The following is a 23,750-nucleotide window of genomic DNA, read 5'->3' as shown; positions in this document are numbered from 1 at the left end:
TCATGGGCGCCGTCGTGCTCGTCACCCGGCTGGTGCTGGCCGACGTGCGGCGGCACCGCGTCCAGGCCGCGATGCTGCTGCTCGCGGTGACCGTGGCCACCGCGACGATGGCCCTGGGCCTGTCCCTGGGCGACGCCAGCCGCTCGCTGTACGAGCAGACCCGCGCGGCCACCGCCGGGCCGGACGTGGTGGCGCTGTCCGGCGGCTCGGGCCGCGCGGCGACCTCCGCCCTGGCCGCGCTGGCGGACGACCCCGACGTGGTCGCCCACCACGGCCCCTACCGCATCGCCTACGCCGACCTCACCGCCCGCGGCTCGACGTCGTCCCAGGTGGTGGTGCACGGCTTCGCCGAGCGGCCCGGCCCGGTCAACCGGCCGCTGGTGACCTCGGGCCGGTGGGTGCGCCCCGGCGGCGCCGTCCTCGAACGCGGCTTCGCCACCGCCCTGGGCGTCGGCGTCGGCGACCGCGTCACCATCGCCGGCCGGCCGTACCCCGTCGTCGGGATCGCCGTCACCGCGGCCACCTCCGTCTACCCCTGGGCCGCGCAGATCGGGCCGGGCGGCGGCCCCAGCGACTACGGCGGCCTGGCCTGGCTGACCAGCTCGGACGCCCGGACGCTGGCCTCCTCCCGGCACCTGCCGGTCACCACGGCCATCGACCTCAAGCTGCGCGACCCCGCCGCCACCGAGGCGTTCCGCGACGCGCACCGCGACCCGGACCTGCGGGTCAACTTCCACTCCTGGCAGTTCACGGCCGCGCAGGACACCGTCATACTCAAGGACAGCCAGCCGATCCTGGTGGTCGGGAGCTGGCTGCTCAGCTTCCTGGCCGTCACCGGCGTCGCGGCGCTGGCCGCCGGCCGCGCCGCCGCGCAGACGCGCCGGGCCGGGCTGCTCAAGGCCGTCGGCGCCACCCCCGGGCTGATCGCCACCGTCCTGCTCACCGAGTACCTGGCGCTCGCGCTGGCCGGCGACGCGCTGGGGCTGGCGATCGCCCGCCTGACCGCGCCCGCCCTGGCCGGCCCCACGGCCAGCAGGATCGGCGACGCGGCCGAGCTCGGCGGCTCCGTCGTCGTCACCGCGACCGTCCTGGCCGTGGCGGTCGCGGTGCTGTCCACGCTGCGTCCCACGCTGCGCGCCATGCGCACGGCCACCGTCACGGCGCTGTCGGCGACCGCGCGCCCGCCCCGTCACCGGCCCTGGATCACCGCCCTGTCGGCGCTGCTGCCCACGCCGCTCCTGCTCGGGCTGCGGCTGACCGCCCGCCGCCCCGGCCGGGCGGTGCTCCAGGCGTGCTCCACCGCCACCACGGTGATCGCGATGGTCGCCCTGCTGACCCTCCACGTCCAGCCGGAGCGGGGCTACGGCCTGGACGGCTCCTCCGTCCTGCCCAACCTGCGCGGCATACAGGACCGGCGGCTGATGCTCGCCGTCACCGTGCTGCTGATCGTCCTGGCCGTCGTGAACACCGTCACGCTCACCTGGACCACCGCCATGGAGGCGCGCGCCACCATGGCCGTCGCCCGCACGCTCGGCGCCACCCCCGGGCAGGTCGCCGCAGGCCTGTCCAGCGCCCAGCTGCTGCCCAGCCTGCCCGGCGCCGTCGTCGGCGTCCCCCTGGGCCTCGGCCTGCTCTCGCTCTTCGCGGCCGGGAACTCGGTGCAGGCGCCCTTGTCCTGGCTGGCCGCGGCCGCGGCGGCCCCCTCCTGACGACCGCGGCGTTCGTCGCCCTGCCCGCCCGGCTGGCCGCCCGCCGGCCCGTGGCCCAGGCACTCAGCGCCGAGACCGCGTGACCGGCCGCGCGCGAACCCGGTGGACGGCTTCCGTGATCTCCGGCTAGGGTGTGGCGCGTGTCCGGTCCCGAGGCGTCAAGACGCTAGCCACCGATCGTCGGTGGCTTCTCGTGATGTCATGCGGCCGCGCCGTCCCTGAGACGGCGCGCCCTTCCGTCATCCGATCACCTTCGTACGGACCGGTTCCTCCCGGCTGTTCCGCCACCGTCGTGGCGTCGAACCCGGGCCTTTCTCCCTCGCGGTAGCGCCCGCGCCCTCGCTGTGCCGCCGGCGCGCCGCGTTCCTTCGTGCTGCCTTTTGGAGTACCGCTCGTGCCTTTCGCCATCTACGTTCTCGGGCTGGCCGTGTTCGCCCAGGGAACGTCGGAGTTCATGCTGTCCGGGCTGGTCCCGGCCATCGCCGCCGACCTGGGCGTGTCCGTCCCGGCCGCCGGCGCGCTGACGTCCGCGTTCGCCGCGGGCATGGTCGTCGGGGCGCCGCTCATGGCGCTGCTCAGCCTGCGCTGGCCACGCCGGCAGGCGCTGCTCGTCTTCCTCGTCGCGTTCGTGCTCGTGCACGTGGCGGGCGCGCTCACCACCGACTTCGCCGTGCTGCTGGCCACCCGCGTCCTCGGGGCGCTGGCCAACGCCGGTTTCCTCGCCGTGGGCCTGGCGACGGCGGCCGGCATGGTCGCCCCCGACGCCAAGGGACGGGCCACGTCCGTCCTGCTCGGCGGCATCACGCTGGCGTGCGTCGCCGGGGTGCCCGCGGGCGCCGTGCTCGGCCAGGCGTTCGGCTGGCGGTCGGCGTTCTGGGCGGTGGCGCTGGTCTCGCTGCCGGCCGTTCTCGCCGTCGTGCGGTCGGTGCCGGCCGGCGGGCAGGAGAGCGCCCGTCCGCGCGCCCGGCACGAGCTGCGGGCGCTGCGCGAGCCGCGCCTGCTGGTCGCGCTGGCGCTGGGCGCGCTGGTCAACGCCGCCACCTTCTGCACCTTCACCTACCTGTCGCCGCTGGTCACCGAGGTGAGCGGCGTTTCCGACGGGTGGGTGCCGGTGCTGCTCGCGCTGTTCGGGCTGGGGTCGTTCGCCGGGGTGACCGCCGCGGGCCGGCTGTCCGACGCGCGGCCGGCGCTGGTCCTGGTCGCGGGTGGGCTCGCGCTGCCGGCCGGGTGGGCGCTGTTCGCGTCCGCGGCGGGCGTTCCGGCCGCGGCGTTCGTGCTGGTCTTCGTGCAGGGCGCACTGTCCTTCGCGGTCGGCTCGACCCTGATCGCCCGCGTCCTGTACGCGGCCGCCGCGGCGCCCTCGCTCGGCGGCTCCTTCGCCACGGCGGCGCTCAACGTGGGGGCCACCGCGGGCCCGGCGCTCGGCGGCGCGGCCATCGCCGCCGGGCTCGGCTACCGGTCGGCGCCGTGGGTCAGCGCCCTGCTGGTGGTCGTGGCGCTCGCCGTGGCGGCCCTCGTCCACAGGTCGTCGGCGAGCGTCACGGCGCGCTGACCGGGGGCGGGAAGATGGTCCGGCGGCAGTGACCAGGCGCGGTCGCCGGGCATGCTCTCGTGGATGCGATGGCATGCCCGGTGATCGTGTCGCTGTTGCGCAGCCAGACCGGGCTTCAGGGTGGCATATGCGGAAGGTAGGGTGTGGGCTTGTGACGACGTTCCGGATCAGCGAGGCCGCGGCGCTGCTCGGGGTCAGCTCCGACACCGTCCGGCGGTGGGTCGACGCGGGCCGGCTGGCGGCCGAGCGCGACGAGCACGGCCACCGGCGGGTCGACGGCGCCGATCTGGCGGCCTTCGCCCGTTCGCAGATCGAGAGCGACGGCGAGGGCGGCCGTTCCTCGGCGCGCAACCGCTTCCGCGGGATCGTGACCGAGGTGATCCGCGACGCGGTGATGGCCCAGGTGGAGATCGCCGCCGGGCCGTTCCGCGTGGTGTCGCTGATGAGCCGGCAGGCGGCCGACGAGCTGGGCCTGCAGGTGGGGGTGGTGGCGGTCGCCGTGATCAAGTCCACCAACGTCGTCGTGGAGATCCCCGGCCACGAGCGCGTGGCCAGTCAGGTGTGAGGAGCCCCCTTGGTGTTCAGGCGTCTTTCCCGATGGACGATCGCCCTGCCCGTCGCGTTCGCGCTGGCCGGCCTGGCCGGCTGTGGCTCGGGCGGGCCGGCCACGTCCGCCTCGTCCGCTTCCGCCGCGTCCGCCGGTGGGGGCGCCGGGGAGGTGACGGTGTTCGCGGCGGCCTCGCTGACCGGCACGTTCACCGAGCTGGGCAAGAGCTTCGAGAGCGCCCATCCGGGCACGACGGTGAGGTTCAACTTCGGCTCCAGCGCCACCCTGGCCCAGCAGATCGTCCAGGGCGCCCCGGCCGACGTGTTCGCCGCCGCCAGCCCGGCCACCATGAAGACGGTCACCGACGCCTCCCTCGCGGGCGCCCCGGCCACGTTCGTCCGCAACAAGCTGCAGATCGCGGTGCCCGCCGCCAACCCGGCCAAGGTCGACGAGCTGAAGGACCTGGCCGACCCCGCGGTGAAGGTGGCGCTCTGCGCCGAGCAGGTGCCGTGCGGGGCCGCCGCGGTCAAGGCGCTCGGCGCGGCCGGCCTCAAGGTCCAGCCGGTGACCCTGGAGCAGGACGTCAAGGCCACGCTCACCAAGGTGCAGCTGGGCGAGGTGGACGCCGCGCTGGTCTACCGGACCGACGTGATCGCCTCCGGCGGCAAGGTGACCGGCATCGACTTCCCCGAGGCCGCCCAGGCGATCAACGACTACCCGATCGCGGCCCTGACCAAGGCCCCGGCCGGTGACCTGGCCAAGCAGTTCGTCGACCTGGTGCTGTCCCAGCAGGGCAAGGACGTCCTGGCCAAGGCCGGTTTCGAGGCCCCGTGACCGTTCGCTCCCGACGTCCCGGCCCGGTGGAGCCGCCCGGCGGGCGTCCGGTCGCGGGCCGTGAGATCTCGGGGCGGGCGCCGTGGATGCTGGTCGTGCCCGCGCTGGCGGGGCTGGCGTTCCTGGTGCTGCCGCTGGCCGGGCTGCTGATCCGGGCCCCCTGGTCCACGCTGCTCCGGCGGCTGGCCGAGCCGCACGTGCTGGAGGCGCTGCGGTTGTCGCTGCTCTGCGCCACCGTCGCCACGGCCTTCTGCCTGCTGCTCGGCGTGCCGCTGGCCTGGCTGCTGGCCCGGGTGTCGTTCCCGGGGCGGCGGCTGGTGCGCGCGCTGGTCACCGTGCCGCTGGTGCTGCCGCCGGTGGTCGGCGGCGTGGCGCTGCTGCTGGTGCTGGGGCGGCGCGGCCTGGCCGGGCAGTGGCTGGAGTCCGCCTTCGGCATCACGCTGCCGTTCACGACGGCCGGTGTGATCGTCGCCGAGGCGTTCGTCGCGATGCCCTTCCTGGTGATCAGCGTGGAGGGCGCGCTGCGCGGCGCCGACCAGCGCTTCGAGGAGGCCGCCGCGACGCTCGGCGCCTCCCGCTGGACGGTCTTCCGCCGGGTGACGTTGCCCATGGTGATGCCGGGCGTGGTGGCCGGGGCCGTGTTGTGCTGGGCGCGGGCGCTGGGCGAGTTCGGGGCGACGATCACGTTCGCCGGCAACTTCCCCGGCACCACCCGCACGATGCCGCTGGCGGTCTACCTGGCGCTGGAGACCGAGCCGGAGGCGGCGATCGTGCTCAGCCTGGTGCTGCTGGCCGTCTCGGTGGTCATCCTGGCCAGCCTGCGCGACCGGTGGGTGAGCGCGCCGTGACCCTCGACGCCCGTCTGGTGGTCACCCGGCCGGCCTTCACCCTCGACGTCTCCCTGCGGGTCGCCGCCGGCGAGGTGGTGGCGCTGCTCGGCCCCAACGGCGCCGGCAAGACCACCGCCCTGCGCGCCCTGGCCGGACTCACCCCGATGACCGGCGGGCGGATCAGCCTGCGCGGCGCGCCGCTGCACACGCTGCCCGCCGAGGGCCGCCCGATCGGCATGGTCTTCCAGGACTACCTGCTCTTCCCGCACCTGTCGGCGCTCGACAACGTCGCCTTCGGGCCGCGCTGCCAGGGCGTGCCCAAGGCCGAGGCCCGCCGGACGGCCGCCGCCCTGCTGGAGCGGGTGGGCCTCGCCGCCCACGTCGCGGCCAGGCCGCGGCGGCTGTCCGGCGGGCAGGCGCAGCGGGTCGCGCTCGCCCGCGCGCTGGCCGTACGGCCCGAGCTGCTGCTGCTGGACGAGCCGCTGGCCGCGCTCGACGCCCACACCCGGCTGGAGATCCGCTCCCAGCTCCGCCGCCACCTGGCCGACTTCGCGGGCGCCACCGTGCTGGTCACCCACGACCCGCTCGACGCGATGGTGCTGGCCGACCGGCTGATCGTCATCGAGCACGGCACGGTCGTGCAGGAGGGCCCGCCGGCCGAGGTCGCCCGCCATCCGCGCACCGACTACGTGGCCCGTCTGGTCGGGCTCAACCTCTATCGCGGCGTGGCCGAGGGCGTGCGGGTCAAGGTCGGCGAGGTGTTGCTGCACACGTCGGAGGAGCTCGACGGGCCGGCGTTCGTGGCCTTCCCGCCCGCCGCCGTGGCGTTGTACCGCAGCCGCCCCGACGGCAGCCCGCGCAACCTGTGGCAGGCCCGGATCGAGGGCATCGAACGGCACGGCGACAACGTGCGCGTGCACCTCGACGGCCCCCTGACGGCCTTCGCCGACATCACCCCCGCCGCCGTCGCCGACCTCGACCTGACCCCCGGCCAGCGGATCTGGGCCTCCGTCAAGGCCACCGAGACGCACGCCTACCCGGCCTGAACGCCCTGATCCCACAACCGGTCGTCCACGCCGACCCGGATGCCGGTGACGCCGCTGACGTGCCGGCCGCCGCACCGGTCACCCGGCAGCACCAGGTGCGGCCCCTGCTCGTCGAGGGCCCGGCAGTCCATGCCGACGGCCAGCATCGCGGGTGTGTTGCCGAACTCCGGGTCGAGCTCACCCCACGACAACACCGCGCGGTGACCGTCGCGGCCGAGCACCGAGATCAGGAAACGCAGCCGGCTCTTGCGCTCGGCGGGGTCGAACAGCGGCCCGGCCGCGTGCAGCACGTCGATGAGCAGCGGCCCGGCGAAGTAGTGACGTCGCGGCCCGGAGCTGCGGCACTCGAAGCTGACGGTGGTCTCGCGCTGCGGCATCGACCGGAGCGCGGCCATGCTCAGCTCGACCGGCACGCGTACCTCGCCGGTCAGCAGGACCGAAGTTCGCGCCGCCACAAGCCGCCTCCTCACCTGCGAGGCTTTTCAGCGTATATCCCCGGCAGATGCGATGCCAGACGGCCGAAAGCCCTTGCTGCTTCAGGAGGACGGGTCGACGTACGTGATCTCCTGGATGGCGGCGACGTCGGCGAAGCCGGCGATCGTCAGGACGGGTTCGAGCAGCGGGTTGGCGATGAGCCGGATCCGCTCGGCGTGCGTGAACAGCACGGTCAGGCCCGCGCTGTCCAGGTACTCCACCTCGCTCAGGTCGACGAGCACCATGCTCTCGCCGGTTCGGGCCAGCGCCTCCTCCAGGGCCCCGGCGTTGCTCATGTCGATCTCGCCGGCGGCGGCCACGACCTGGGTGCCGTCCGGCCGCGTCGAGGCCGCAAGGGTCAGAGGGGTGGTCATGAGCTGATCCTCGCATGCATGTCGACGGTGGTACCGGCCGCGCCGGGTTCGATGGTGACCTCGTTCATCAGGGCGCGCATGAGCGCCACGCCGCGGCCCCGGTGCGGGTTCGCCTCGGGCTCCGGAGGCTTCCAGCGGCCGGTGTCGGCGACGGTGAGCCGCAGGTCGCCGGGGGTCGCGACGGCCCGCAGGCGGATCGTCCGGCCGGGGGCGTTGCGGTGGCCGTGCTCGATCGCGTTGGCGCACGCCTCCCCCGCCGCCACGAGCACGTTCTGCACCAGCGAAGGGGTGAGCTGGCAGCGGGCCAGCCACTCCCGAAGTGCCGAGCGCACGGGGGCGAGCTGGCTCGACTCGGCCGGGAAGTCCACCTCCAGCGGGGCGGGCTGGCGGTAGAGCAGCAGCGCGACGTCGTCGTTGAAGCCGCCGTCCGGGGTGAGGGAGGCCATGACGTCGCCGGCCAGCTCCTCGATCGGGGTGGACCGCCCGACCTGGACGGCGGCGCTGGCCTCGCCGATGCCCGCGGTCAGCGGACGCCGCCGCCGCTCCACCAGCCCGTCGGTGTAGAGCAGCAGGGTGGACCTGGCCGGCATGGTGCACCGGGCCTCGGTGCGCCCGCGGGCCGACCGTACGGCCAGCGGGGTCGAGCGGCCGCCCTCCAGCAGCTCGGTGGTGCCGTCGGCGTGAGCCAGGATGCCGGGGGGATGCCCGGCGCTGGAGTAGACGAGGTCGCCGGTGGCGGTGTCCAGGACGCCGCAGAAGACGGTGGTGCACTTGGCGCCCGGGATGAGGGCGGCGAACCGGTCGAGCGCGGTGAACACCTGGGCCGGCCCGGCGTCCTGGAGCAGCAGGGCCCGGCAGGCGCTGCGCAGCTGCCCCATGACGGCCGCGGCCTGCAGCCCGCGCCCCACGCAGTCGCCGACGACGATCCCGATGCGCTCGTCGGCCAGCGGCACGATGTCGTACCAGTCGCCGCCGACCTCCAGCGGGCTGGTGGCCGGCTCGTAGCGCACGGCGAAGCCGCTGGGCAGCCGGGACGGGCCGAGGATGGCGCGCTGGAGCGCCACGGCCGCCTCACGCTGCTGGTCGAGCTGGTGCACCCGGTGCAGGGCCTGGCCCAGGTGGCCGGCCAGCAGCGCCAGCAGGGTCTGGTCCTCGTGGGTGAACGGCCGGTTCTGGCCCAGGTCGATCCAGACGGCGAGCAGGCCCTCGGGATGCTCCAGGGTGATGCCGGCCCCGTCCCCCTCGGAGGCGACGGCCCGCAGGGGCGGCTGCCCGCGCAGGCCCGTGAGCTTGGCCCGAACCTGTTCCGGCAGGTCCTGCCAGGTCGGGCCGGACGGGGTGGTGACCAGGCCGGGGGAACCGTCCTCGTCCCAGACGACGGCCGTGACCTGCCGGGCGCGCCAGACCTCCTGCAGCGCGTCCAGCCCGCCGGCCAGGGCGTCGTTCAGGTTGCCGGCCTGCGAGACGCGCAGGCCGAGCGCGGCGAGCGCGCTCTCGCGCTGCACGAGGTAGTGCTCGGCGGTCACGTCGCGCAGGGTGCCGACGACGCGGCGCCGCCGGGTGCCGGGGTCGGTGACCGAGTTGAACGTGACCGCGACCCACACCTGGTGCCCGTCACGGTGGGTGACGGGGATGACCGCGCTGCCCCTGCCCTCGCCGACGAGCCGCCCGAACGTCTCGGCGACCAGGCCGTGGGCCTGCGGGTCGCGCTCCTCGTCCGGCCACCAGGGGTGCCGGGGCCGGTAGGGCAGGCCGTCGGGGCCGTAGCCGAGGATGTCGGTGAACGCCGAGTTGATCTCGATCACCACGCCGTCCTCGTCGGTGACGAAGAACGCCTCCTGCAAGGAGTCGATCATGGCGTTGCGCCAGCGGGTGTGGTGGTTGCGCATCCGCGCCAGCTCCACGTTGGCCCGCGCCCGCGCCAGCAGCTCGGCGGCGGAGAACGGCTTGACCAGGTAATCGTCGGCGCCCGCCGCCAGGCCCTCGATCGAGGCCTCCTGCCCCGCGCGCGCCGACAGCAGCAGCACCGGCACCCCGGCGGTACGCGGATCGGCCCGCAGGGCGGCGACCAGGGCCAGGCCGTCCAGACGCGGCATCATCACGTCGCTGACCACGAGGTCGGGCTCCTCGGCGTGCACGGCGTCGAGCGCCTGGAGGCCGTCGCCGACGGCGGTGACGTGGTAGCCGGCGCCCTTGAGCAGCCGGACGAGGTACTCGCGCATGTCCCGGTTGTCGTCGGCGATCAGCACCCGGGCCGGCGGGCCGCCGCTCGGGCCCGGCGAGCCGCCGCCGTCCGCCGAGACGTCCGAGGACGTCCCCGCACCGGTGACGTCGTCCTCGGGCAGCCAGCGCAGCGCCTCCTGAACGAACGGCTCGGCGCCGGACGAGACCGCCTCCGCCGGGCGGGCCGGCACCAGGCTCCCGGCCGGAAGGTGGTCGGCGCCGAAGGGCAGCCAGATGGTGAACGTCGTGCCCTTGTCCTCGGCGCTCTCGGCCGTGATCGTGCCGCCGTGCAGGCCGACGAGCTCCTGGACGAGAGCCAGCCCGATGCCGCTGCCCTCGTTGGAGCGCGAGCGGGCGCTCTCGATCCGGTGGAACCGTTCGAACAGGCGCGGCAGCTCCTCGGCCGGGACGCCGATGCCCGTGTCGGAGACGGTCACCACGGCCTGCCCGTCCCGCACGCCCACCTGGACGGCGATCGAGCCGTCGAAGGTGAACTTCAGCGCGTTGCTCAGCAGGTTGAGCACGACCTTCTCCCACATGGTCCGGTCGATGTAGACCGGCTCGTCCAGCGGCGGGCAGTCCACCTGGAAGGACAGGCCGGCCTTGTCGACCGCCGAGCGGAAGACGCTGGCCAGGTCGGCGGTCACCGCCGCCAGGTCGACCGGCTCGTAGCGGGCCTGCATGCGGCCGGCCTCGATCCGGGAGAAGTCGAGCAGCGTGTTGACGAGCCTGCCCAGGCGCAGGGCGTTGCGGTGGACGACCTCCAGGTCCTGGCGCACCTCGGGGGCGGCCCCGGCCAGCGTGTTCCGCAGCTCCTGCACCGGGCCCATGATCAGGGTGAGCGGCGTGCGGAACTCGTGGCTGATGTTGGAGAAGAAGACGGTCTTCGCCCGGTCGAGCTCGGCCAGCTCCTCGGCCCGCCGCTGCTGGGCCTGGTAGCTGCGGGCCGAGGAGATGCCGGTGGCGACGTGCCCGGCGGCCAGCTCGACGAACCCGCGGTAGCCGTCGTCCAGGGCGCGGTAGCGGTTGAGCGCGGCCACCAGGAACCCGTACGGCCTGCCTCCCTGCTGCGGCAGCGGCGCCACCAGCGCGTGCGTGGGCGGCTCCGGCCAGTTTCCGGGCGGCAGCCCGGCGTACGGGGCGGTGTCGAGCGCCACGAGCGCCGGCTCGCCGCGGGCCGGGGCCTGGACCGGCCACACCGCGTCCGGGTCGCCGGGCGAGATGACGGCCGGGGCCGCCGGATGCCCGGCGGGCAGGCCGGTCGACCCGGCCAGCCGCGCCCGGCCGTCGCCGTCGAACAGGTACGTCAGGGTGAAGGGCAGGTCCTGGAGGTTACGGCCGAGCTGGCGGCAGGCGAAGGCGAGCATCTCCTGTTCGGTGCGGACCACGCTGGGGTCGGAGCCGAGATCGCGCAGGGTGGCCATGCGGCGTTCGCCGATGACCCGCTCGGTCTCCTCGCTGACCACGCAGAGCATGCCGATCACCGAGCCGTGGTCGTCGCGCAGCGGGCTGTAGGAGAAGGTGTGGTACGTCTCCTCCGGGTAGCCGGCCCGCTCCAGGAACAGCAGCAGCGCCTCGTCCCAGGTCGCCTTCCCGGTGGCCAGGACGGTGTCGATCCGCGGGCCGATGTCGCCCCAGATCTCCGCCCACACCTCGCGGGCCGGCCGGCCCAGCGCCCACGGGTACTTCTGGCCCAGCGTGTCGCGGCGGTAGGCGGCGTTGCAGAAGAACGTCAGCTCCGGCCCCCAGGCCATCCACATGGAGAAGCGGGACGACAGCAGGATGCTGACCGCCGTCTGGAGGCTCTGCGGCCAGTGCTCCGGACGGCCGAGCGGGGTCGCCTCCCAGTCGACCTCGGCCAGGTCGCGGCCGACCTCGTCGTCCACGGTGAAGATCCCGGCACCGGCCGCCGCCGCGGGCCGCCGCTCACCGTGGTCGTCGTGTGTCATCCGGCTCCCCCTAGTTCGCTGCGGGCGCGTCTACCCCGCGTCGCGCCGGTGATGCCGTCGCGGCTGTGGACCGGCAGGTCAGGTACCACCTCGACCGTAGGTAGAATAGGGCAAATCACTCCGGGGGTCGGGCCTCCGCCCCTGCTCGGCGCGTGTGCCGGCGGAGCGAGCGGAAGGAGCCGGACGTCAGCACCGCCGATGAGACACACCGCGCGGCGGCCCGCCGACGGCACGAACTCCCCGCCGTGCCGTGCCAGGCGACGCTGGACCGGGTGGCCTCGCTGGCGGCGCGCATGTTCCACGCTCCCATCGCGACCGTGACGTTCGCCGGTGACGACGGGGTGCGCCGGGTGGCCGCCCACGGCACGCCGGCCGGCCCGTTCCCCGGCGGCTCGGAGGAGAGCCTGTACGCCGCCGTGCTCGCGCGCGGCGAGGTGTGCGTGATCCCGGACGTCACGGCCGACCCGGCGGTGGCCGCCGATCCGCCCGGCGGGACCGGCGTGCGCTTCTTCGCGGCGGCCCCGATCACCGTCCCCGACGGCCGCTGTGTGGGCAGCGTCAACGTCATGGACGTCCGTCCCCGGCAGGCCGCGGACGAGGACGTGAGCGCCCTGCGGGACCTGGCCGCCCTGGTCATGGACGAGCTGGAGCTGCGCCAGGCCGCCTCGCGCACCCTGGCCACCGAGCGGGGGCTGCGCGCCGACGCCGAGCGCCTGGCGCGCACCCTGCAGCAGACGCTCGTCCCGCACACCCTGCCGGAGGTGCCGGGCCTGCGCGCGGCCGCCGCCTACCACCCCGTCTCGGTGGACGAGGTGGGCGGCGACTTCTACGACCTGTTCCCGCTCGACGGCAACCGCTGGGCGTTCTTCCTCGGGGACGTCTGCGGCAAGGGCGCCGACGCGGCCGTGCTGACCTCGCTCGTCCGCTACACCCTGCGCGCCGCCGCCGTCTACGACCCCGACCCGTGCGCGGTGCTGGCCAACCTGGACGCGGTCCTGCAGCAGGAGCACGCCGGTCAGGTCATGCCGCCGCCGTACTGCACGGCGGTCTTCGGGGTGCTCGACCCCGTGGACGGCGGCTTCGAGCTCACCCTGGCGGGCGGTGGGCATCCGCCCTCGCTGGTGGTGCGCGCAGGGGGCGCCGTCGAGGCCGTCCATCCCGAGGGCGGCCAGCTCATCGGCATCCTGCGCGACCCGTACTTCGCCCAGGTGAGCACCCGTCTGGGGCCCGGCGACGCCCTCCTGCTCTACACCGACGGCCTGACCGAGGCGCGCACCGGCACCGGGGCCAGGCTCGACGAGGAGGGCCTGGCCGCCTACCTGGCCGCCGCCGCCCCCACCAGCGCCGACGGCCTGCTGGCCGCGGTGCACAAACTGATCACGACCCTCGGCGACGGCGTGTCGGACGACACCGCGGTGCTCGCCCTGTCCGTCCCCGCCCGCTCGACGGGCGTCTCTTCTGAGGAGCCCCAGTGCAGCACGACCACGGTCTGACCATCGCCTCCCGGCCCCATTCGGCGCGCATCCGCATTCTCGCGGTGGCCGGCGACCTCGACCACCACACCTCCCCCCGCCTGCACGAGGCCCTGGACGAGCTCGGCCTCGCGCCGGGCGACGGCCTGGTGATCGAGATGTCGGGGCTGCGGTTCTGCGACTCCACCGGCATCTCCGTGCTGGTCAGCGCCCATCAGCGGGCCCAGGACGCGGGCGCCGGCCTGGCGCTGGCCGGGCTCAGCCCGGACATCGAGCACGCGTTCAAGATCATGGGGCTGACCCGCCTGCTGTCCTTCCACGACGACGTCGACAAGGCCGTCGCCGCCCTGCAGTGAGGCGCTAGCTGGTGGCCCGCCAGGCGAGCGAGAGGCCGGTGGCCGCCCGTTCGGTGCGGATCTCCATCATGGTGCCCAGGATGGTGGCATGGTCGGACACGACGGGGACGCCGTCGGGCGTGTACGTGATCCGGGTGCTGACCAGCACGGCGCTGCCCTCGGGCTCGTGCAGGCGGCGCGCGGCGGCGGCGTCGAGCAGGCCGGGCCCGACCACCTCCGAGGCGCGGGCGACCGCCACCCCCGCGTCGGCGAGCGCCGCGTAGAGGGAGACGGCGGTGAAGTCGCGGTCGCGGATCTGGTCGGCCACCGGCCTGCGCACCCAGGACACCTGATGGACGGCGGGCCGCCCGGCGAACTCCCGCACCCGCTCCAGCCGCAGGGCCGTGTCGCCGGGACGCAGCCGCAGCTCCGCGGCGATGCGGTCGGGCGCCCGGCGCATCGCCCGCCCGGCCACCACGGTCCGCACGTCATGGCCCTGTTCCCGCAGGTCGTCGGCCAGGCTGCGGAGCGAGCCGAGCTGGTAGGCCAGGTGGGGCGGGGCCACGTACGTGCCCTTGCCGGGCCGCTGCACGATCAGGTGCTCGTCACTGAGCTCACGCAACGCCTGGCGCAGCGTCATGAGGGTGACCCCGTAGGAGGCGCTCAGCTCCCGTTGCGGAGGAAGCGCCTCGCCGGGGGCGTAGTGGCCCGACCGGATCTTCGCGGCGAGGTCGGCGGCGATGGCGCGGTATCTCGCCTCGTGCCCGGCGTCGGGGGTCATCGTGGTGCGTCACTCCTGGTCGAGGGCCTTCCGCAGGGTCGCGGCGAAGGCCCGCAGGTCGTCCGGCCCGGCTCCGTCGAGCACCCGCCGCATGACCGCGGCGCCGACCACCACTCCGTCGGCGTGCCGGCCGGCCTCCCGCGCCTGGTCAGGCGTGGAAATGCCAAATCCTAGCAAGATCGGCCGGTCGGTGCTGCGCCTGAGCCGCGCGGTGAGCTCCGCCGCCGAGGCGGCCAGGGTGGTCCGCTCGCCGGTGGTGCCCATCAGCGACACCGCGTAGACGAATCCGCGGCTGCGGCGCGCGATCTCGGCCAGCCTCGGCTCCGGCGTCGCCGGTGAGGCCAGCAGGACCAGGTCGATCCCGGCGGCGGCGGCCACGTCCGCCAGCTCGTCCGCCTCGTGCACCGGCAGGTCGGGCACGATCAGGCCGTCGACGCCGGCCCGCCGGAGCGCCGCGCAGAACGCCTCGGGACCGTCGTGCAGCACGAGGTTGTAGTAGGTGCTGGCGACCAGCGGCACGCCCACGTCCCCGGCCTCGGCGAGGTCTGCCAGGATCCGGCGGGTGCTCGCCCCCGGGCCAGCGCCGCCTGGCTGGCCTGCTGGACGGTGACGCCGTCCAGCGTGGGGTCGGAGAAGGGCAGGCCGACCTCGACGGCGTCCGCGCCGGCCGCGGCGAACGCCCGTAGGTAGCGCGTCCAGCCGGGCGTGACGCCGCCGGTGATGTACGGCATGAGCAGGGCGCGGCCGGTGTCCCGGCGGGCGCGCAGGTGGCGCTCGACCGCGCCGGGGGTCAGGATGTCGGTCACAGCAGCTCCTTCAGGGTGGAGACGTCCTTGTCGCCCCGGCCCGACAGCGTCATCAGGACGGTCGATCCGGCGGGCAGCTCGCCGCCGGCCGCGCGGATCACCCAGGCCAGGGCGTGCGCCGATTCGAGCGCCGGGACGATGCCCTCGGTGCGCGCCAGCCGCAGCGCCGCGGCCACGGCCTCCTCGTCGGTCACCGTGACGTACCGGGCCCGGCCCAGTTCGCGCAGGTGGGCGTGCTCGGGGCCGACGCCCGGGTAGTCGAGCCCGGCGGCGACGGAGTGGGCCTCGACGATCTGGCCGTCGTCGTCCTGGAGGAACAACGAGCGGCAGCCGTGCAGGACGCCGAGCCGGCCGCGGGCCGCCCCGGCGCCGCCCTCGGCCTCGACGCCGACGAAGCGCGCCGTGGTGTCGGCGAAGCCGGCGAACGTGCCGGCCGCGTTGGAGCCGCCGCCGACGCACGCGACGACGTGGTCCGGCACGCCGGTCGGCTGGCCGGCCGCGAACTGGGCGCGGGCCTCGTCGCCGATGACCCGCTGGAACTCCCTGACCATCCACGGGTAGGGGTCCGGCCCGATGACCGAGCCGACGCAGTAGTGGGTGTCGCCGGTGACGCCGACCCAGTGCCGCATGGCCTCGCTGGTGGCGTCCTTGAGCGTGCGGCTGCCCGTGGTGACCGGGACCACCTCGGCGCCCAGCATGCGCATGCGGAAGACGTTCAGGCCCTGCCGTTCGATGTCGCGCTCGCCCATGAAGACGGTGGCCTCCAGCCCGAGCAGCGCGGCGGCGGTCGCGGTGGCCACGCCGTGCTGGCCCGCTCCCGTCTCGGCGATCAGCCTGCGCCGTCCCATCCGCCTGGCGAGCAGCGCCTGGCCCAGCACGTTGTTGATCTTGTGGGAGCCGGTGTGGGTGAGGTCCTCGCGCTTGAGGAGGAGGTGCACGCCCAGCTCCCGCGACAGGCGGCGGGCCGGGGTCAGGGGGTCGGCCGTCCGGCGTGCAGGGCGAGCAGTTCGGCCAGCTCGCCGCGGAAGCCCGGGTCGGCCCACGCCTGCCGGAACGCCTCGTCCACCTCGCGGCACGCCTCCACCAGGGACTCCGGCGCGTACCGGCCGCCGTACTCGCCGAACCGGCCGCGGGCTCCCGGCTCGCCCATCAGCCCGGCCGCCGGGACGGGCTCGCGCAGTGGCGTCGCTTCTCGCATCCTGCTCACCTCGTTCTATAACTCTATCGAGAGTTCTATAACAGTGAGTGTGGCACGGCGACGCCGGCCGCGCCACCCCGGCCCCGACTACGTCGCGTGGAAAAGGGAATCTGGCACTGTCGAGCCGAGGAGATCGGGATGACCGGTGAGCAGGAGAGCGAGGACGTGCGTCACGCGTGGGTGGACGACGTTCCCGTGGCATGGATCGAGCCGGCCACCGGCTCCGGCGGCGCCACCGTGGCGTTGTGGCTCCCGCACCTGGGCGGCAGCACGCAAGCCTGCCTGCCCGCCATGCGCGAGCTGGCCGGACAGGGCATGATCGCCGTCAGCCTCGACCCGTGGCGGCACGGCCGGCGCGGCGGCGAGAGCCCGCCGCAGCTGACCGAGCGCGTCCTGGGCGACTTCCGGCAGGAGATGTGGCCGCTGCTGGGGCGTACGACGGTGGAGTGCGCCCGGGTCCTGGACTGGGCGGCCGCGGAGCTCGGCGCGGGGCCCGGCGCGGTCGCGGGCGGGGTGTCGATGGGCGGCGACTGCGCGGTGGCGCTGGCCGGCATGGACCACCGGGTACGCAGAGTGGCGGCCGTGGCGGCCACCGCCGACTGGACCCGTCCGGGCATGTGCGCGCTGGACGATCCGGCCCGCCTCCTGCCGCAGGGGCACGCGGGCCGCCATGCCCAGTGGTGGTTCGACCGGCTGAACCCGCTCACCAACATCGGCGCCTACGCCCACGGACCGGCCATCGCCTTCGAGTGCGGCGCCGACGACAGCCATGTGCCGCCCCAGGGCGCGCTGCGCTTCCGCGAGACGATCGAGCACGTCTACCCGCGGCACGCCGGCCGGATCAGGGTGACCGTGCACCCCGGAACGGGCCACCTGGACGCCGCCCGCAACCCGGAACTGACGCGCCGGTGCCTGGCCTGGCTCGCTCAGCCCGACAGGCGGCCGTAGCCGACCCGGTGCCGGTGTCTCACGCCGGATCGGCGTCGGGGGCGGCGCCGAGGAGGCGGGCGGCGGCGCGGACGTGCCGGACGAGCTCGGGCGGCTCGTGCACCTCGAACGGCACGCCGAGCTGCGCGACCCACATCGCCAGCTCGTCCAGCGAGTTCGACCCGGCGGACAGGACGCAGGAGCCGTCGCCGGCCGGCTCGACCACCGCCATGGTCGGCGGCATCCGGGCGGCGACGACGTCGGCCGGAGCCTGCAGCGTGAACCGCCCCTGGTAGCGGTAGGGATCGACCGAGATCCGCTCGGAGACGTAACGCACGAGGTCGGCCGCGGGCGGCTCCCGGGGCGTGAATCGCGGGCCGTTGGGGGTGTGCAGCCGCAGCCGGTCGACGCGGAACGTGCGCCAGTCCGCCCGGCCGGTGTCCCAGGCCAGCAGGTACCAGCGGCGACCCGAGTTGACCAGCCGGTACGGCTCCGCGGTACGGCGATCCCCGACGCCGTCGTGGGAGCGGTAGTCGAACCGCAGGCTCTCCCGCCGGCGGACCGCCGCGGCGATCGCCGTGAGCGCGGCCGGGTCCACCGCCTCCGCCGCCCCCGCCAGCGGGACCGTCACCGAACGCAGGTCGCCGACGCGGTGCCGGAGCCGGGCCGGCAGCACCTGTTCGAGCTTGGCCAGCGCCCGGACCGAGGTCTCCTGGATGCCGGTCACGCCGGAGACCGCCGCCGTGCCGAGCCCGATGGCGACCGCGACCGCCTCCTCGTCGTCGAGCAGCAGCGGCGGCAGCCCGGCCCCGGCGCCGAGCCGGTATCCGGCCGTGCCAGGGGTGGCGTCCACGACGTAGCCGAGCTCGCGCAGCCGGTCGACGTCGCGGCGGACCGTGCGGGGCGAGACGCCGAGCCGTTCGGCCAGCTCGCCGCCCGACCACTCCCTGGGGGTCTGCAACAACGACAACAGGCGCAACAACCGCGCGGACGTCTCCAGCACGCCGTCCATCCTAGGACCGGAACTGACCTAACCCCTGCCTACAGTCATGACCATGAACGACGACCCGCGCATCCACCCGTTCCGCATCGACATCCCGCAGACCCAGCTGGACGACCTGCGCGCCCGGCTGGCGGCGACCCGCTGGCCGGACGAACTGCCCGGTGTCGGCTGGTCCTACGGCGTCCCGGTGGGCTATGCGAAGAAGCTGGCCGAGTACTGGCGCACCTCGTTCGACTGGCGGGCCGCCGAACGGCGGCTGAACGCCTTCGAGCAGTTCACCACCCCCATCGACGGGCAGAACGTGCACTTCCTGCACGTCCGCTCCCCCGAGCCCGGCGCGCTGCCGCTGATCGTCACGCACGGCTGGCCGGGCTCGGTCGCCGAGTTCATGAACGTCATCGGCCCGCTCACCGACCCGGCGGCGCACGGCGGCGACCCGGCCGACGCCTTCCACGTCGTCGCCCCCTCGATCCCCGGCTTCGGCTTCTCCGGCCCCACCACCGAGCCCGGCTGGGACCTGGAGCGGGTCGCGCGGGCCTGGGCCGAGCTGATGGACCGCCTCGGCTACCACCGGTACGGCGCGCAGGGCGGCGACAGCGGCTCGGTGATCTCGCCGATGCTCGGCCGCGCCGCGCCCCGGAACGTCGTCGGCGTGCACGTCAACGGCGCGCTCGGGTTCCCCAGCGGCGACCCGGCCGAGCTCCGGGGGCTCACCCCGGCCGAGCTCGCCCGCCTCGGCCAGTACCAGGACCAGGACCGGGCCGGTTACGCGATCATCCAGGCGACCCGGCCGCAGACCCTCGCGTTCGGGCTGCACGACTCCCCCGCCGCGCAACTGGCGTGGATCGTGGAGAAGTTCAAGGAATGGACCGACCCCGCCCGCGAGCTGCCCGAGGACGCGGTGGACCTCGACCAGTTGCTCACCGACGTGAGCGTCTACTGGTTCACCGGGACCGCCGCCTCCTCCGCCCGCCTCTACAAGGAGGGCCAGAAGGGCTGGGGCGCGGTGGCCGAGTACTCCGGGGTGCCGCACGGCGTCGCCGTCTTCCCCGGGGACGCCGGGGTGCGCCGGATCGCCGAGCGCGAGCACCACGTCGTGCACTGGTCGCAGTTCGACCGCGGCGGCCACTTCGCCGCCATGGAGGCCCCCGACCTGCTCGTCGAGGACGTCAGGACCTTCTTCCGCCCCCTCCGCTGACTTCCCGGGCCGCGCGCGGCCCGCGCGCGGGCCGCCGCCGGTCGTCAGCCCAGGTCGGCGTCGTGCACGACGATGGCCGCCTGCACCCGGTTGGCCAGGCCCAGCTTGGCAAGCACCCGGCTGACGTGCGCCTTCACCGTGGCCTCCGTCAGCCTGAGCTCCCGCCCGATCTCGGCGTTCGACAGGCCGCGGGCCACGGCTCTGATCACGTCCTCCTCCCTGGCCGTCAGCGCCGCGAGCCGCCTGCGCGCCGACTCGGCACGGGAGGGCGCCTTGTCGACGAACGAGCCGATCAGCCGTTTGGTGACGGTGGGGGACAACATGGCCTGGCCCGCCGCGACCGTCCGGACGGCGGCGGCCAGGTCACGCGGTGGGGTGTCCTTGAGCAGGAAACCCACCGCGCCGAGCCGGAGCGCCTCGTGCACGTACTCGTCCAGGTCGAACGTGGTGAGCATGATCAACTTGGGCGCGTCGGGGGCGGCCAGGACGCGGGCGGCGGCGGTCAGGCCGTCGGTGCCGGGCATGCGCACGTCCATCAGGACCACCTCGGGCCGCAGCCGGGCCACCGCGGCCACGGCCCCGTCGCCGTCGGCCGCCTCGCCGACCACCACGATCTCGCCCGCCGCCTCCAGGATCATCCGCAACCCCGACCTGACCAGCGCCTCGTCATCGACGACCAGGACGCGGATCATGCGGCGGGGATCCCGGCCAGCACCTGGAAGCCGCCCTCGTCCCGGGGGCCCGCCGCCAGCCTGCCGCCGGCCAGCTCGACGCGTTCGCGCAGCCCGACCAGCCCCCAGCCCGAGCCGGGCAGGTCGCCGTCCGCCACCGCGGAGCACCGGTTCCGGACCAGCACCTCCAGCTCGGCGGGCCGGTACCGGACGAAGACGTCGGTCTCGGCGTCGCCCGCGTGTTTGTGCACGTTGGTCAGCGCCTCCTGGACCACCCGGTAGGCGGTGCGCTCCGCGGTGGGCGGCAGCGGGCGGGGGCGCCCCTCGTCGTGCCGGTTGACCACGATGCCCAGGGCACGGGACTGGTCGAGCAGGCGGTCGAGGTCGGCCAGCGTGGGCTGCGGGCCGCGTACCGGATCGGGCGAGCGCAGCACGCCCAGCACCTCCCGCAGGTTCGTCAGCGCCTCCCTGCCCACGCCGCCGATCAGCGCGGCGGCCTCGGCCGTACGGGCGTCGGGGGCGTTGACCTCCAGCGCGCCGGCGTGCAGGACCATCAAGGACACCCGGTGGGCGACCACGTCGTGCATCTCCCGCGCGATGTGCGCCCGCTCCTGGTCGCGTGCCTGGTCGGCGCGGAGAACCTGCTCGCGCAGCAACTGCTCGGCCTGCTCGCGCATCGCGTCGAGCACCTGCCGCCGGGCCCGCACCCACAGGCCGGCGACCAGCGGCAGCCCGAGCATCGCGCCGCCCATCAGCAGCACGTTGACGGCGGTGCCCGCGACCAGCGCGCGATACCCCTCGTTACAGGACGACACCAGCCCCGCGAGCGCGAACAGCCCGACCGCGCCGCCGACGTAGAGCCACAGCTCGCGACGGCGCAGCCGCGTGCCCGCGTAGTAGGAGGCCACCACCGCGGCGGGCCACATCACCAGCCAGACGTGGGCCACGGCGCCCACCACGACGAGCGGCCACAACCACCGCCGCCCGAGTGACGCGGCCACCCCGCAGCACGCCGCGACCGCCACGAGCACCGGCGGGGGCAGTGCCGACCGCACGCCCACCGAACCGGTCACCGATGCCATGGACAGCAGGAGAACCGTCGTGCCGAGCGCCCACGGCGTGATCCGTTCGGCGATCCTCGAGGTCCGGTCGGTCATGGCCAGAGGCTACAAGGCCCGGCGGGACACCCATCCCCTACGAAAGTCGCGGATGGCCTGTGACTTTCGCCGGGGACGCTTCCGCGTGGGGCCACGGCACGGTGGAGCGCGTGAACAAGATCCTGGTCGCGAGTGCCCTCACGCTCGCCGTCTCCCTGACCACTCCGTACCCCGCCCAAGCCGCGGCCGCCGCGCCCGTGACCGCGCTGCCCGCGCCGACCGGCCCGTACCCGATCGGCAAGGTGGACCTGCACCTGGTCGACCGCAGCCGCCCCGACCCCTGGGTGGCCGGCCGCGACGTACGCGAGCTGATGGTCTCCATCTGGTACCCGGCCCGCAGGGGAACGAGCAGGCCCGCGCCGTACCTCACGCCGAAGGAGTCGGAACTGGTCCTCAAGGGCGTGCCGCAGCTCAGGGACATCCCCTCCGACACGCTCGCCAGGACCAGGACGCACGCCCGCGCCGAGGCCCCCGCCGTCGGACGGAAGGGCGGATGGCCCCTGGTGGTCCTGTCACCGGGCATGACGCTGCCCCGCGCGACGATGACCTCGCTGGCCGAGGAGTTCGCCACCCGCGGCTACCTGGTGGCGGCGATCGAGCACACCTACGAGTCGGTCGCCACGACCTTCCCCGACGGCCGGACCGTCACCTTCGAGGCCGGCAAGGCCGGTCAGACCCCCGAGACGGGCGCGAAGGTGGCCCGGGTCAGGGCCGCCGACACCGAGTTCGTCCTCGACGAGCTGGGCAGGAGCAGGCGCTGGAACGCGCTGATCGACGAGAGCCGCATCGCGATGGTCGGGCACTCGGTCGGCGGCCAGAGCGCCGCGCAGCTGCTGCCCGCCTCCCGGCGGATCAAGGCGGCGGTCAACCTCGACGGCACCTACCACCCGAAGGCCCCCGCCCAGCCGCTGGACAAGCCCTTCATGATGATCGGCAACCCCCGTCACCAGCCGGAATTCGGCGGCCCCGACGGCTCGTGGGACACGTTCTGGCCGCACGTGACCGGCGACTGGAAGCGGTGGCTGACCGTGACGGGGGCCGAGCACATGAGCTTCATCGACTACGCGGTGCTCCAGCCGCAGCTCGGCCTGCCCAAGACCCCGATCGACGGCGAACGCGCCATCGCGATCACCCGCAGGTACGTCACCGCCTTCTTGGACCTGCACCTCAGGAACAAGCCCGCCCCCGCACTGGACAGGCCGTCCCCGGACTGGCCCGAGGTGCGCTTCTGGTGACCACGGCCTGAGCTCCGCTCCCGGTGAAGTGCACGGGTCAGACATCCCTGGACGTTTGTTGTCAAGCAGCGAGGTCGTTTGATCGGTGCGACCAGGCGGTTGCCTGGTCGTAGGGGCTGTGGGTTTTGAGGCAGCCGTGGAGGATGCCCACCAAGCGGTTGGCGACCTGGCGGAGGGCGGCATTGTGGCTGATCTCGCGGGCTTTGATCTGGTCGTAGTAGGCGCGGACGGCAGAGTCGTGCAAGAGGGCGCAGGACGCCTGGAGGTGGAGGGCGTCCACGAGCCGGTCGTTGTGGACGAACCGTGCCTGGACCACTCGTGTCTTGCCCGATTGCCGGGTGATGGGTGAGGTTCCGGCATAGTTCTTGCGTGCCTTGGCGGAGGCGTAGCGGTCCTTGGCATCTCCGAACTCGGCGAGCACCCGGGCGCCGAGAACGACGCCGATGCCGGGCTGGCTGAGGATGACCTCAGCGTCCGGGTGCCGGCCAAAATGGGCCTCGACCTGCCCTTCGAGGGTCTTGATCTCCTGGTTGAGGACAGCGATGATCGCGACCAGCGACTTCACGGTAGAGGCGTAGGCGGTCGTGACGAGCGGCGCCTGGCCCAGGTGCTCGCTGCGTAGGACGTCCTGGATCGCCTGTGCCTTGGCGGGGATGTCGCGGCGGCCCTTCAGCGTTCCCGAGATCTGACTGAGCGTCAGCTTCACCGCAGCCTCGGGGGAAGGGGCCTTGGCCAGCAGTTTCAAGACCGCGTCCGAGGTGAGGCCGAGGGGCCTGTAGGCCTCCAGCGCGGCAGGGAAGTAATCCCGCAGCGCCACCCGCAGGCGCAGCATGTGGCGGGTCCGTTCCCACAGCAGCGCCTGATGAGCACGGGTGACGACCTTGACCGCCTCGGCGATCTCGGAGTCCCCGGCCACCTGGCGGAGCTGATGCCGTCGGGTGCGGATCATGTCCGCGAGCGCGTGGGCGTCACCCTTGTCGCTCTTGGCGCCCGAGGAGCCAAGGATCTCGCGATGCCGAGCAGCCTGCTTGGGATCGACCCCGAACACCCGGTATCCGGCTGCGACCAGCGCTCGCACCCACGGGCCCCGGTCGACCTCGATACACACCAGCACCTGGGACGGGTCGGCGTCCTCGGCGACGAACCGGCCGACGAGGTCGTGGAACCGGGTGATCCCAGCCATGCCCTCGGGCAGCCGCAACCGCTTCAGCACCTTGCCGGTCTCGTCCTGGACCTCGACGTCGTGGTGGTCCTCGGCCCAGTCATCTCCAACGAACAACACCACGACCTCCACTATCGACAACAGGACACGGAAGCCCGCAGGAGCCGGTCGGCGGACTAATGGACCAGTGCTCACGCCAGACGATCGGCGGGCACGACATCCCATCAGCGATCAAAGACTCCTGACCACCGGTGAGGGCACGATCTG

Annotated in this window: 19 protein-coding genes and 2 pseudogenes; 11 read left to right on the top strand and 10 right to left on the bottom strand. The window is 74.2% G+C overall.

The features are described from left to right. Positions 1-2 precede the first annotated feature (2 nt). The 6 genes from ACNF49_RS31945 (at position 3) to ACNF49_RS31920 (ending at position 6,518) form a co-directional block, all read left to right on the top strand. The gene (locus tag ACNF49_RS31945; RefSeq protein WP_482939887.1) at positions 3-1,709 is read left to right on the top strand and encodes an FtsX-like permease family protein; all 1,707 of its coding nucleotides are present in this window, start codon (positions 3-5) and stop codon (positions 1,707-1,709) included. Positions 1,710-2,103: 394 nt separating this feature from the next. Further along, a complete protein-coding gene (locus ACNF49_RS31940) occupies positions 2,104-3,261 on the top strand; it encodes a Cmx/CmrA family chloramphenicol efflux MFS transporter (protein ID WP_482939886.1) in 1,158 nt (385 codons plus the stop codon). A gap of 151 nt (positions 3,262-3,412) precedes the next feature. After that, positions 3,413-3,826 carry a TOBE domain-containing protein gene (locus ACNF49_RS31935; RefSeq protein WP_357979097.1) on the top strand — a complete coding sequence of 138 codons (414 nt, stop codon included), beginning with the start codon at positions 3,413-3,415 and terminating at the stop codon, positions 3,824-3,826. Between the two features lie 9 nt (positions 3,827-3,835). After that, positions 3,836-4,642 carry a molybdate ABC transporter substrate-binding protein gene (modA, locus tag ACNF49_RS31930; RefSeq protein ID WP_357979099.1) on the top strand — a complete coding sequence of 269 codons (807 nt, stop codon included), beginning with the start codon at positions 3,836-3,838 and terminating at the stop codon, positions 4,640-4,642. Positions 4,643-4,728: 86 nt separating this feature from the next. Beyond that, entirely contained in the window at positions 4,729-5,490 is a 762-nt protein-coding gene (locus ACNF49_RS31925) for an ABC transporter permease (RefSeq protein WP_357979290.1), read from the top strand. Continuing rightward, positions 5,472-6,518, top strand: a complete 1,047-nt coding sequence (locus ACNF49_RS31920) for an ABC transporter ATP-binding protein (protein WP_482939885.1) — start codon at positions 5,472-5,474, stop codon at positions 6,516-6,518. Before ACNF49_RS31925 ends, ACNF49_RS31920 begins: the two co-directional genes overlap by 19 nt. Here the strand turns inward: ACNF49_RS31920 and ACNF49_RS31915 are convergent. The 3 genes from ACNF49_RS31915 to ACNF49_RS31905 all read right to left on the bottom strand — a co-directional run bounded on the left by ACNF49_RS31915 (position 6,506) and on the right by ACNF49_RS31905 (position 11,538). After that, positions 6,506-6,973 carry a molybdopterin-binding protein gene (locus ACNF49_RS31915; protein WP_482939884.1) on the bottom strand — a complete coding sequence of 156 codons (468 nt, stop codon included), beginning with the start codon at positions 6,971-6,973 and terminating at the stop codon, positions 6,506-6,508. The genes ACNF49_RS31920 and ACNF49_RS31915 overlap by 13 nt on opposite strands. An 81-nt stretch (positions 6,974-7,054) precedes the next feature. Next, a complete protein-coding gene (locus ACNF49_RS31910) occupies positions 7,055-7,366 on the bottom strand; it encodes an STAS domain-containing protein (protein ID WP_357979105.1) in 312 nt (103 codons plus the stop codon). Then, positions 7,363-11,538: a SpoIIE family protein phosphatase gene (locus tag ACNF49_RS31905; RefSeq protein ID WP_482939883.1), complete on the bottom strand. Its 4,176-nt coding sequence runs from the start codon at positions 11,536-11,538 to the stop codon at positions 7,363-7,365. Before ACNF49_RS31905 ends, ACNF49_RS31910 begins: the two co-directional genes overlap by 4 nt. A gap of 152 nt (positions 11,539-11,690) precedes the next feature. Here ACNF49_RS31905 and ACNF49_RS31900 point away from each other — a divergent pair, with 152 nt between their 5' ends. Together ACNF49_RS31900 and ACNF49_RS31895 are read left to right on the top strand one after the other, a co-directional pair. Beyond that, positions 11,691-13,031, top strand: a complete 1,341-nt coding sequence (locus tag ACNF49_RS31900) for a PP2C family protein-serine/threonine phosphatase (protein WP_498703268.1) — start codon at positions 11,691-11,693, stop codon at positions 13,029-13,031. Continuing rightward, entirely contained in the window at positions 13,010-13,366 is a 357-nt protein-coding gene (locus ACNF49_RS31895; protein ID WP_357979111.1) for an STAS domain-containing protein, read from the top strand. Before ACNF49_RS31900 ends, ACNF49_RS31895 begins: the two co-directional genes overlap by 22 nt. Before the next feature lie 4 nt (positions 13,367-13,370). On the opposite strand, the gene ACNF49_RS31890 is transcribed toward ACNF49_RS31895, so the two are convergent. The 3 genes and pseudogenes from ACNF49_RS31890 to trpB all read right to left on the bottom strand — a co-directional run bounded on the left by ACNF49_RS31890 (position 13,371) and on the right by trpB (position 16,130). After that, complete coding sequence (locus ACNF49_RS31890; RefSeq protein WP_364335892.1) at positions 13,371-14,126, bottom strand: GntR family transcriptional regulator; 756 nt, start codon at positions 14,124-14,126, stop codon at positions 13,371-13,373. Positions 14,127-14,135: 9 nt separating this feature from the next. Then, a pseudogene (trpA, locus tag ACNF49_RS31885) lies at positions 14,136-14,857 on the bottom strand (tryptophan synthase subunit alpha). A 71-nt stretch (positions 14,858-14,928) separates the two neighbouring features. After that, a pseudogene (gene trpB, locus ACNF49_RS31880) lies at positions 14,929-16,130 on the bottom strand (tryptophan synthase subunit beta). 138 nt (positions 16,131-16,268) lie between these two features. Between trpB and ACNF49_RS31875 the strand changes: the two are divergent. Next, positions 16,269-17,078, top strand: a complete 810-nt coding sequence (locus ACNF49_RS31875; protein ID WP_482939881.1) for a prolyl oligopeptidase family serine peptidase — start codon at positions 16,269-16,271, stop codon at positions 17,076-17,078. Positions 17,079-17,097: 19 nt separating this feature from the next. On the opposite strand, the gene ACNF49_RS31870 is transcribed toward ACNF49_RS31875, so the two are convergent. Then, positions 17,098-18,060 carry a helix-turn-helix transcriptional regulator gene (locus tag ACNF49_RS31870; RefSeq protein ID WP_482939880.1) on the bottom strand — a complete coding sequence of 321 codons (963 nt, stop codon included), beginning with the start codon at positions 18,058-18,060 and terminating at the stop codon, positions 17,098-17,100. 52 nt (positions 18,061-18,112) lie between these two features. Here ACNF49_RS31870 and ACNF49_RS31865 point away from each other — a divergent pair, with 52 nt between their 5' ends. Further along, complete coding sequence (locus tag ACNF49_RS31865; RefSeq protein WP_482939879.1) at positions 18,113-19,258, top strand: epoxide hydrolase family protein; 1,146 nt, start codon at positions 18,113-18,115, stop codon at positions 19,256-19,258. Between the two features lie 44 nt (positions 19,259-19,302). Here ACNF49_RS31865 and ACNF49_RS31860 read toward each other — a convergent pair whose 3' ends face one another. Together ACNF49_RS31860 and ACNF49_RS31855 are read right to left on the bottom strand one after the other, a co-directional pair. Continuing rightward, positions 19,303-19,950, bottom strand: coding sequence for a response regulator (locus ACNF49_RS31860; RefSeq protein WP_357979125.1), 648 nt, complete (start codon positions 19,948-19,950; stop codon positions 19,303-19,305). Continuing rightward, positions 19,947-21,086 carry a sensor histidine kinase gene (locus tag ACNF49_RS31855; RefSeq protein ID WP_482939878.1) on the bottom strand — a complete coding sequence of 380 codons (1,140 nt, stop codon included), beginning with the start codon at positions 21,084-21,086 and terminating at the stop codon, positions 19,947-19,949. Before ACNF49_RS31855 ends, ACNF49_RS31860 begins: the two co-directional genes overlap by 4 nt. Before the next feature lie 110 nt (positions 21,087-21,196). Between ACNF49_RS31855 and ACNF49_RS31850 the strand changes: the two genes are divergently transcribed. Then, positions 21,197-22,321 (top strand): alpha/beta hydrolase family protein, encoded by a 1,125-nt coding sequence (locus ACNF49_RS31850; protein WP_482939877.1) that lies wholly within the window; start codon positions 21,197-21,199, stop codon positions 22,319-22,321. A 61-nt stretch (positions 22,322-22,382) separates the two neighbouring features. On the opposite strand, the gene ACNF49_RS31845 is transcribed toward ACNF49_RS31850, so the two are convergent. Then, on the bottom strand, positions 22,383-23,603 hold the full coding sequence (locus tag ACNF49_RS31845) for an IS110 family RNA-guided transposase (RefSeq protein WP_482945514.1): 1,221 nt from the start codon (positions 23,601-23,603) through the stop codon (positions 22,383-22,385). Positions 23,604-23,750 lie beyond the last annotated feature (147 nt).

The organism is Actinomadura sp. ATCC 39365 (assembly GCF_054392275.1).
Note: the sequence above shows the minus strand (reverse complement) of the source record. Positions and strands in the feature narration are given on the sequence as shown.

Coding starts and splice junctions, on each gene's coding strand:
- ACNF49_RS31860 (WP_357979125.1), bottom strand. CDS start 19,950: ATGATCCGCGTCCTGGTCGTCGATGACGAGGCGCTGGTCAGGTCGGGG.
- ACNF49_RS31875 (WP_482939881.1), top strand. CDS start 16,269: ATGACCGGTGAGCAGGAGAGCGAGGACGTGCGTCACGCGTGGGTGGAC.
- ACNF49_RS31905 (WP_482939883.1), bottom strand. CDS start 11,538: ATGACACACGACGACCACGGTGAGCGGCGGCCCGCGGCGGCGGCCGGT.
- ACNF49_RS31910 (WP_357979105.1), bottom strand. CDS start 7,366: ATGACCACCCCTCTGACCCTTGCGGCCTCGACGCGGCCGGACGGCACC.
- ACNF49_RS31890 (WP_364335892.1), bottom strand. CDS start 14,126: ATGACCCCCGACGCCGGGCACGAGGCGAGATACCGCGCCATCGCCGCC.
- ACNF49_RS31925 (WP_357979290.1), top strand. CDS start 4,729: ATGCTGGTCGTGCCCGCGCTGGCGGGGCTGGCGTTCCTGGTGCTGCCG.
- ACNF49_RS31865 (WP_482939879.1), top strand. CDS start 18,113: ATGAACGACGACCCGCGCATCCACCCGTTCCGCATCGACATCCCGCAG.
- ACNF49_RS31945 (WP_482939887.1), top strand. CDS start 3: ATGGGCGCCGTCGTGCTCGTCACCCGGCTGGTGCTGGCCGACGTGCGG.
- ACNF49_RS31855 (WP_482939878.1), bottom strand. CDS start 21,086: ATGACCGACCGGACCTCGAGGATCGCCGAACGGATCACGCCGTGGGCG.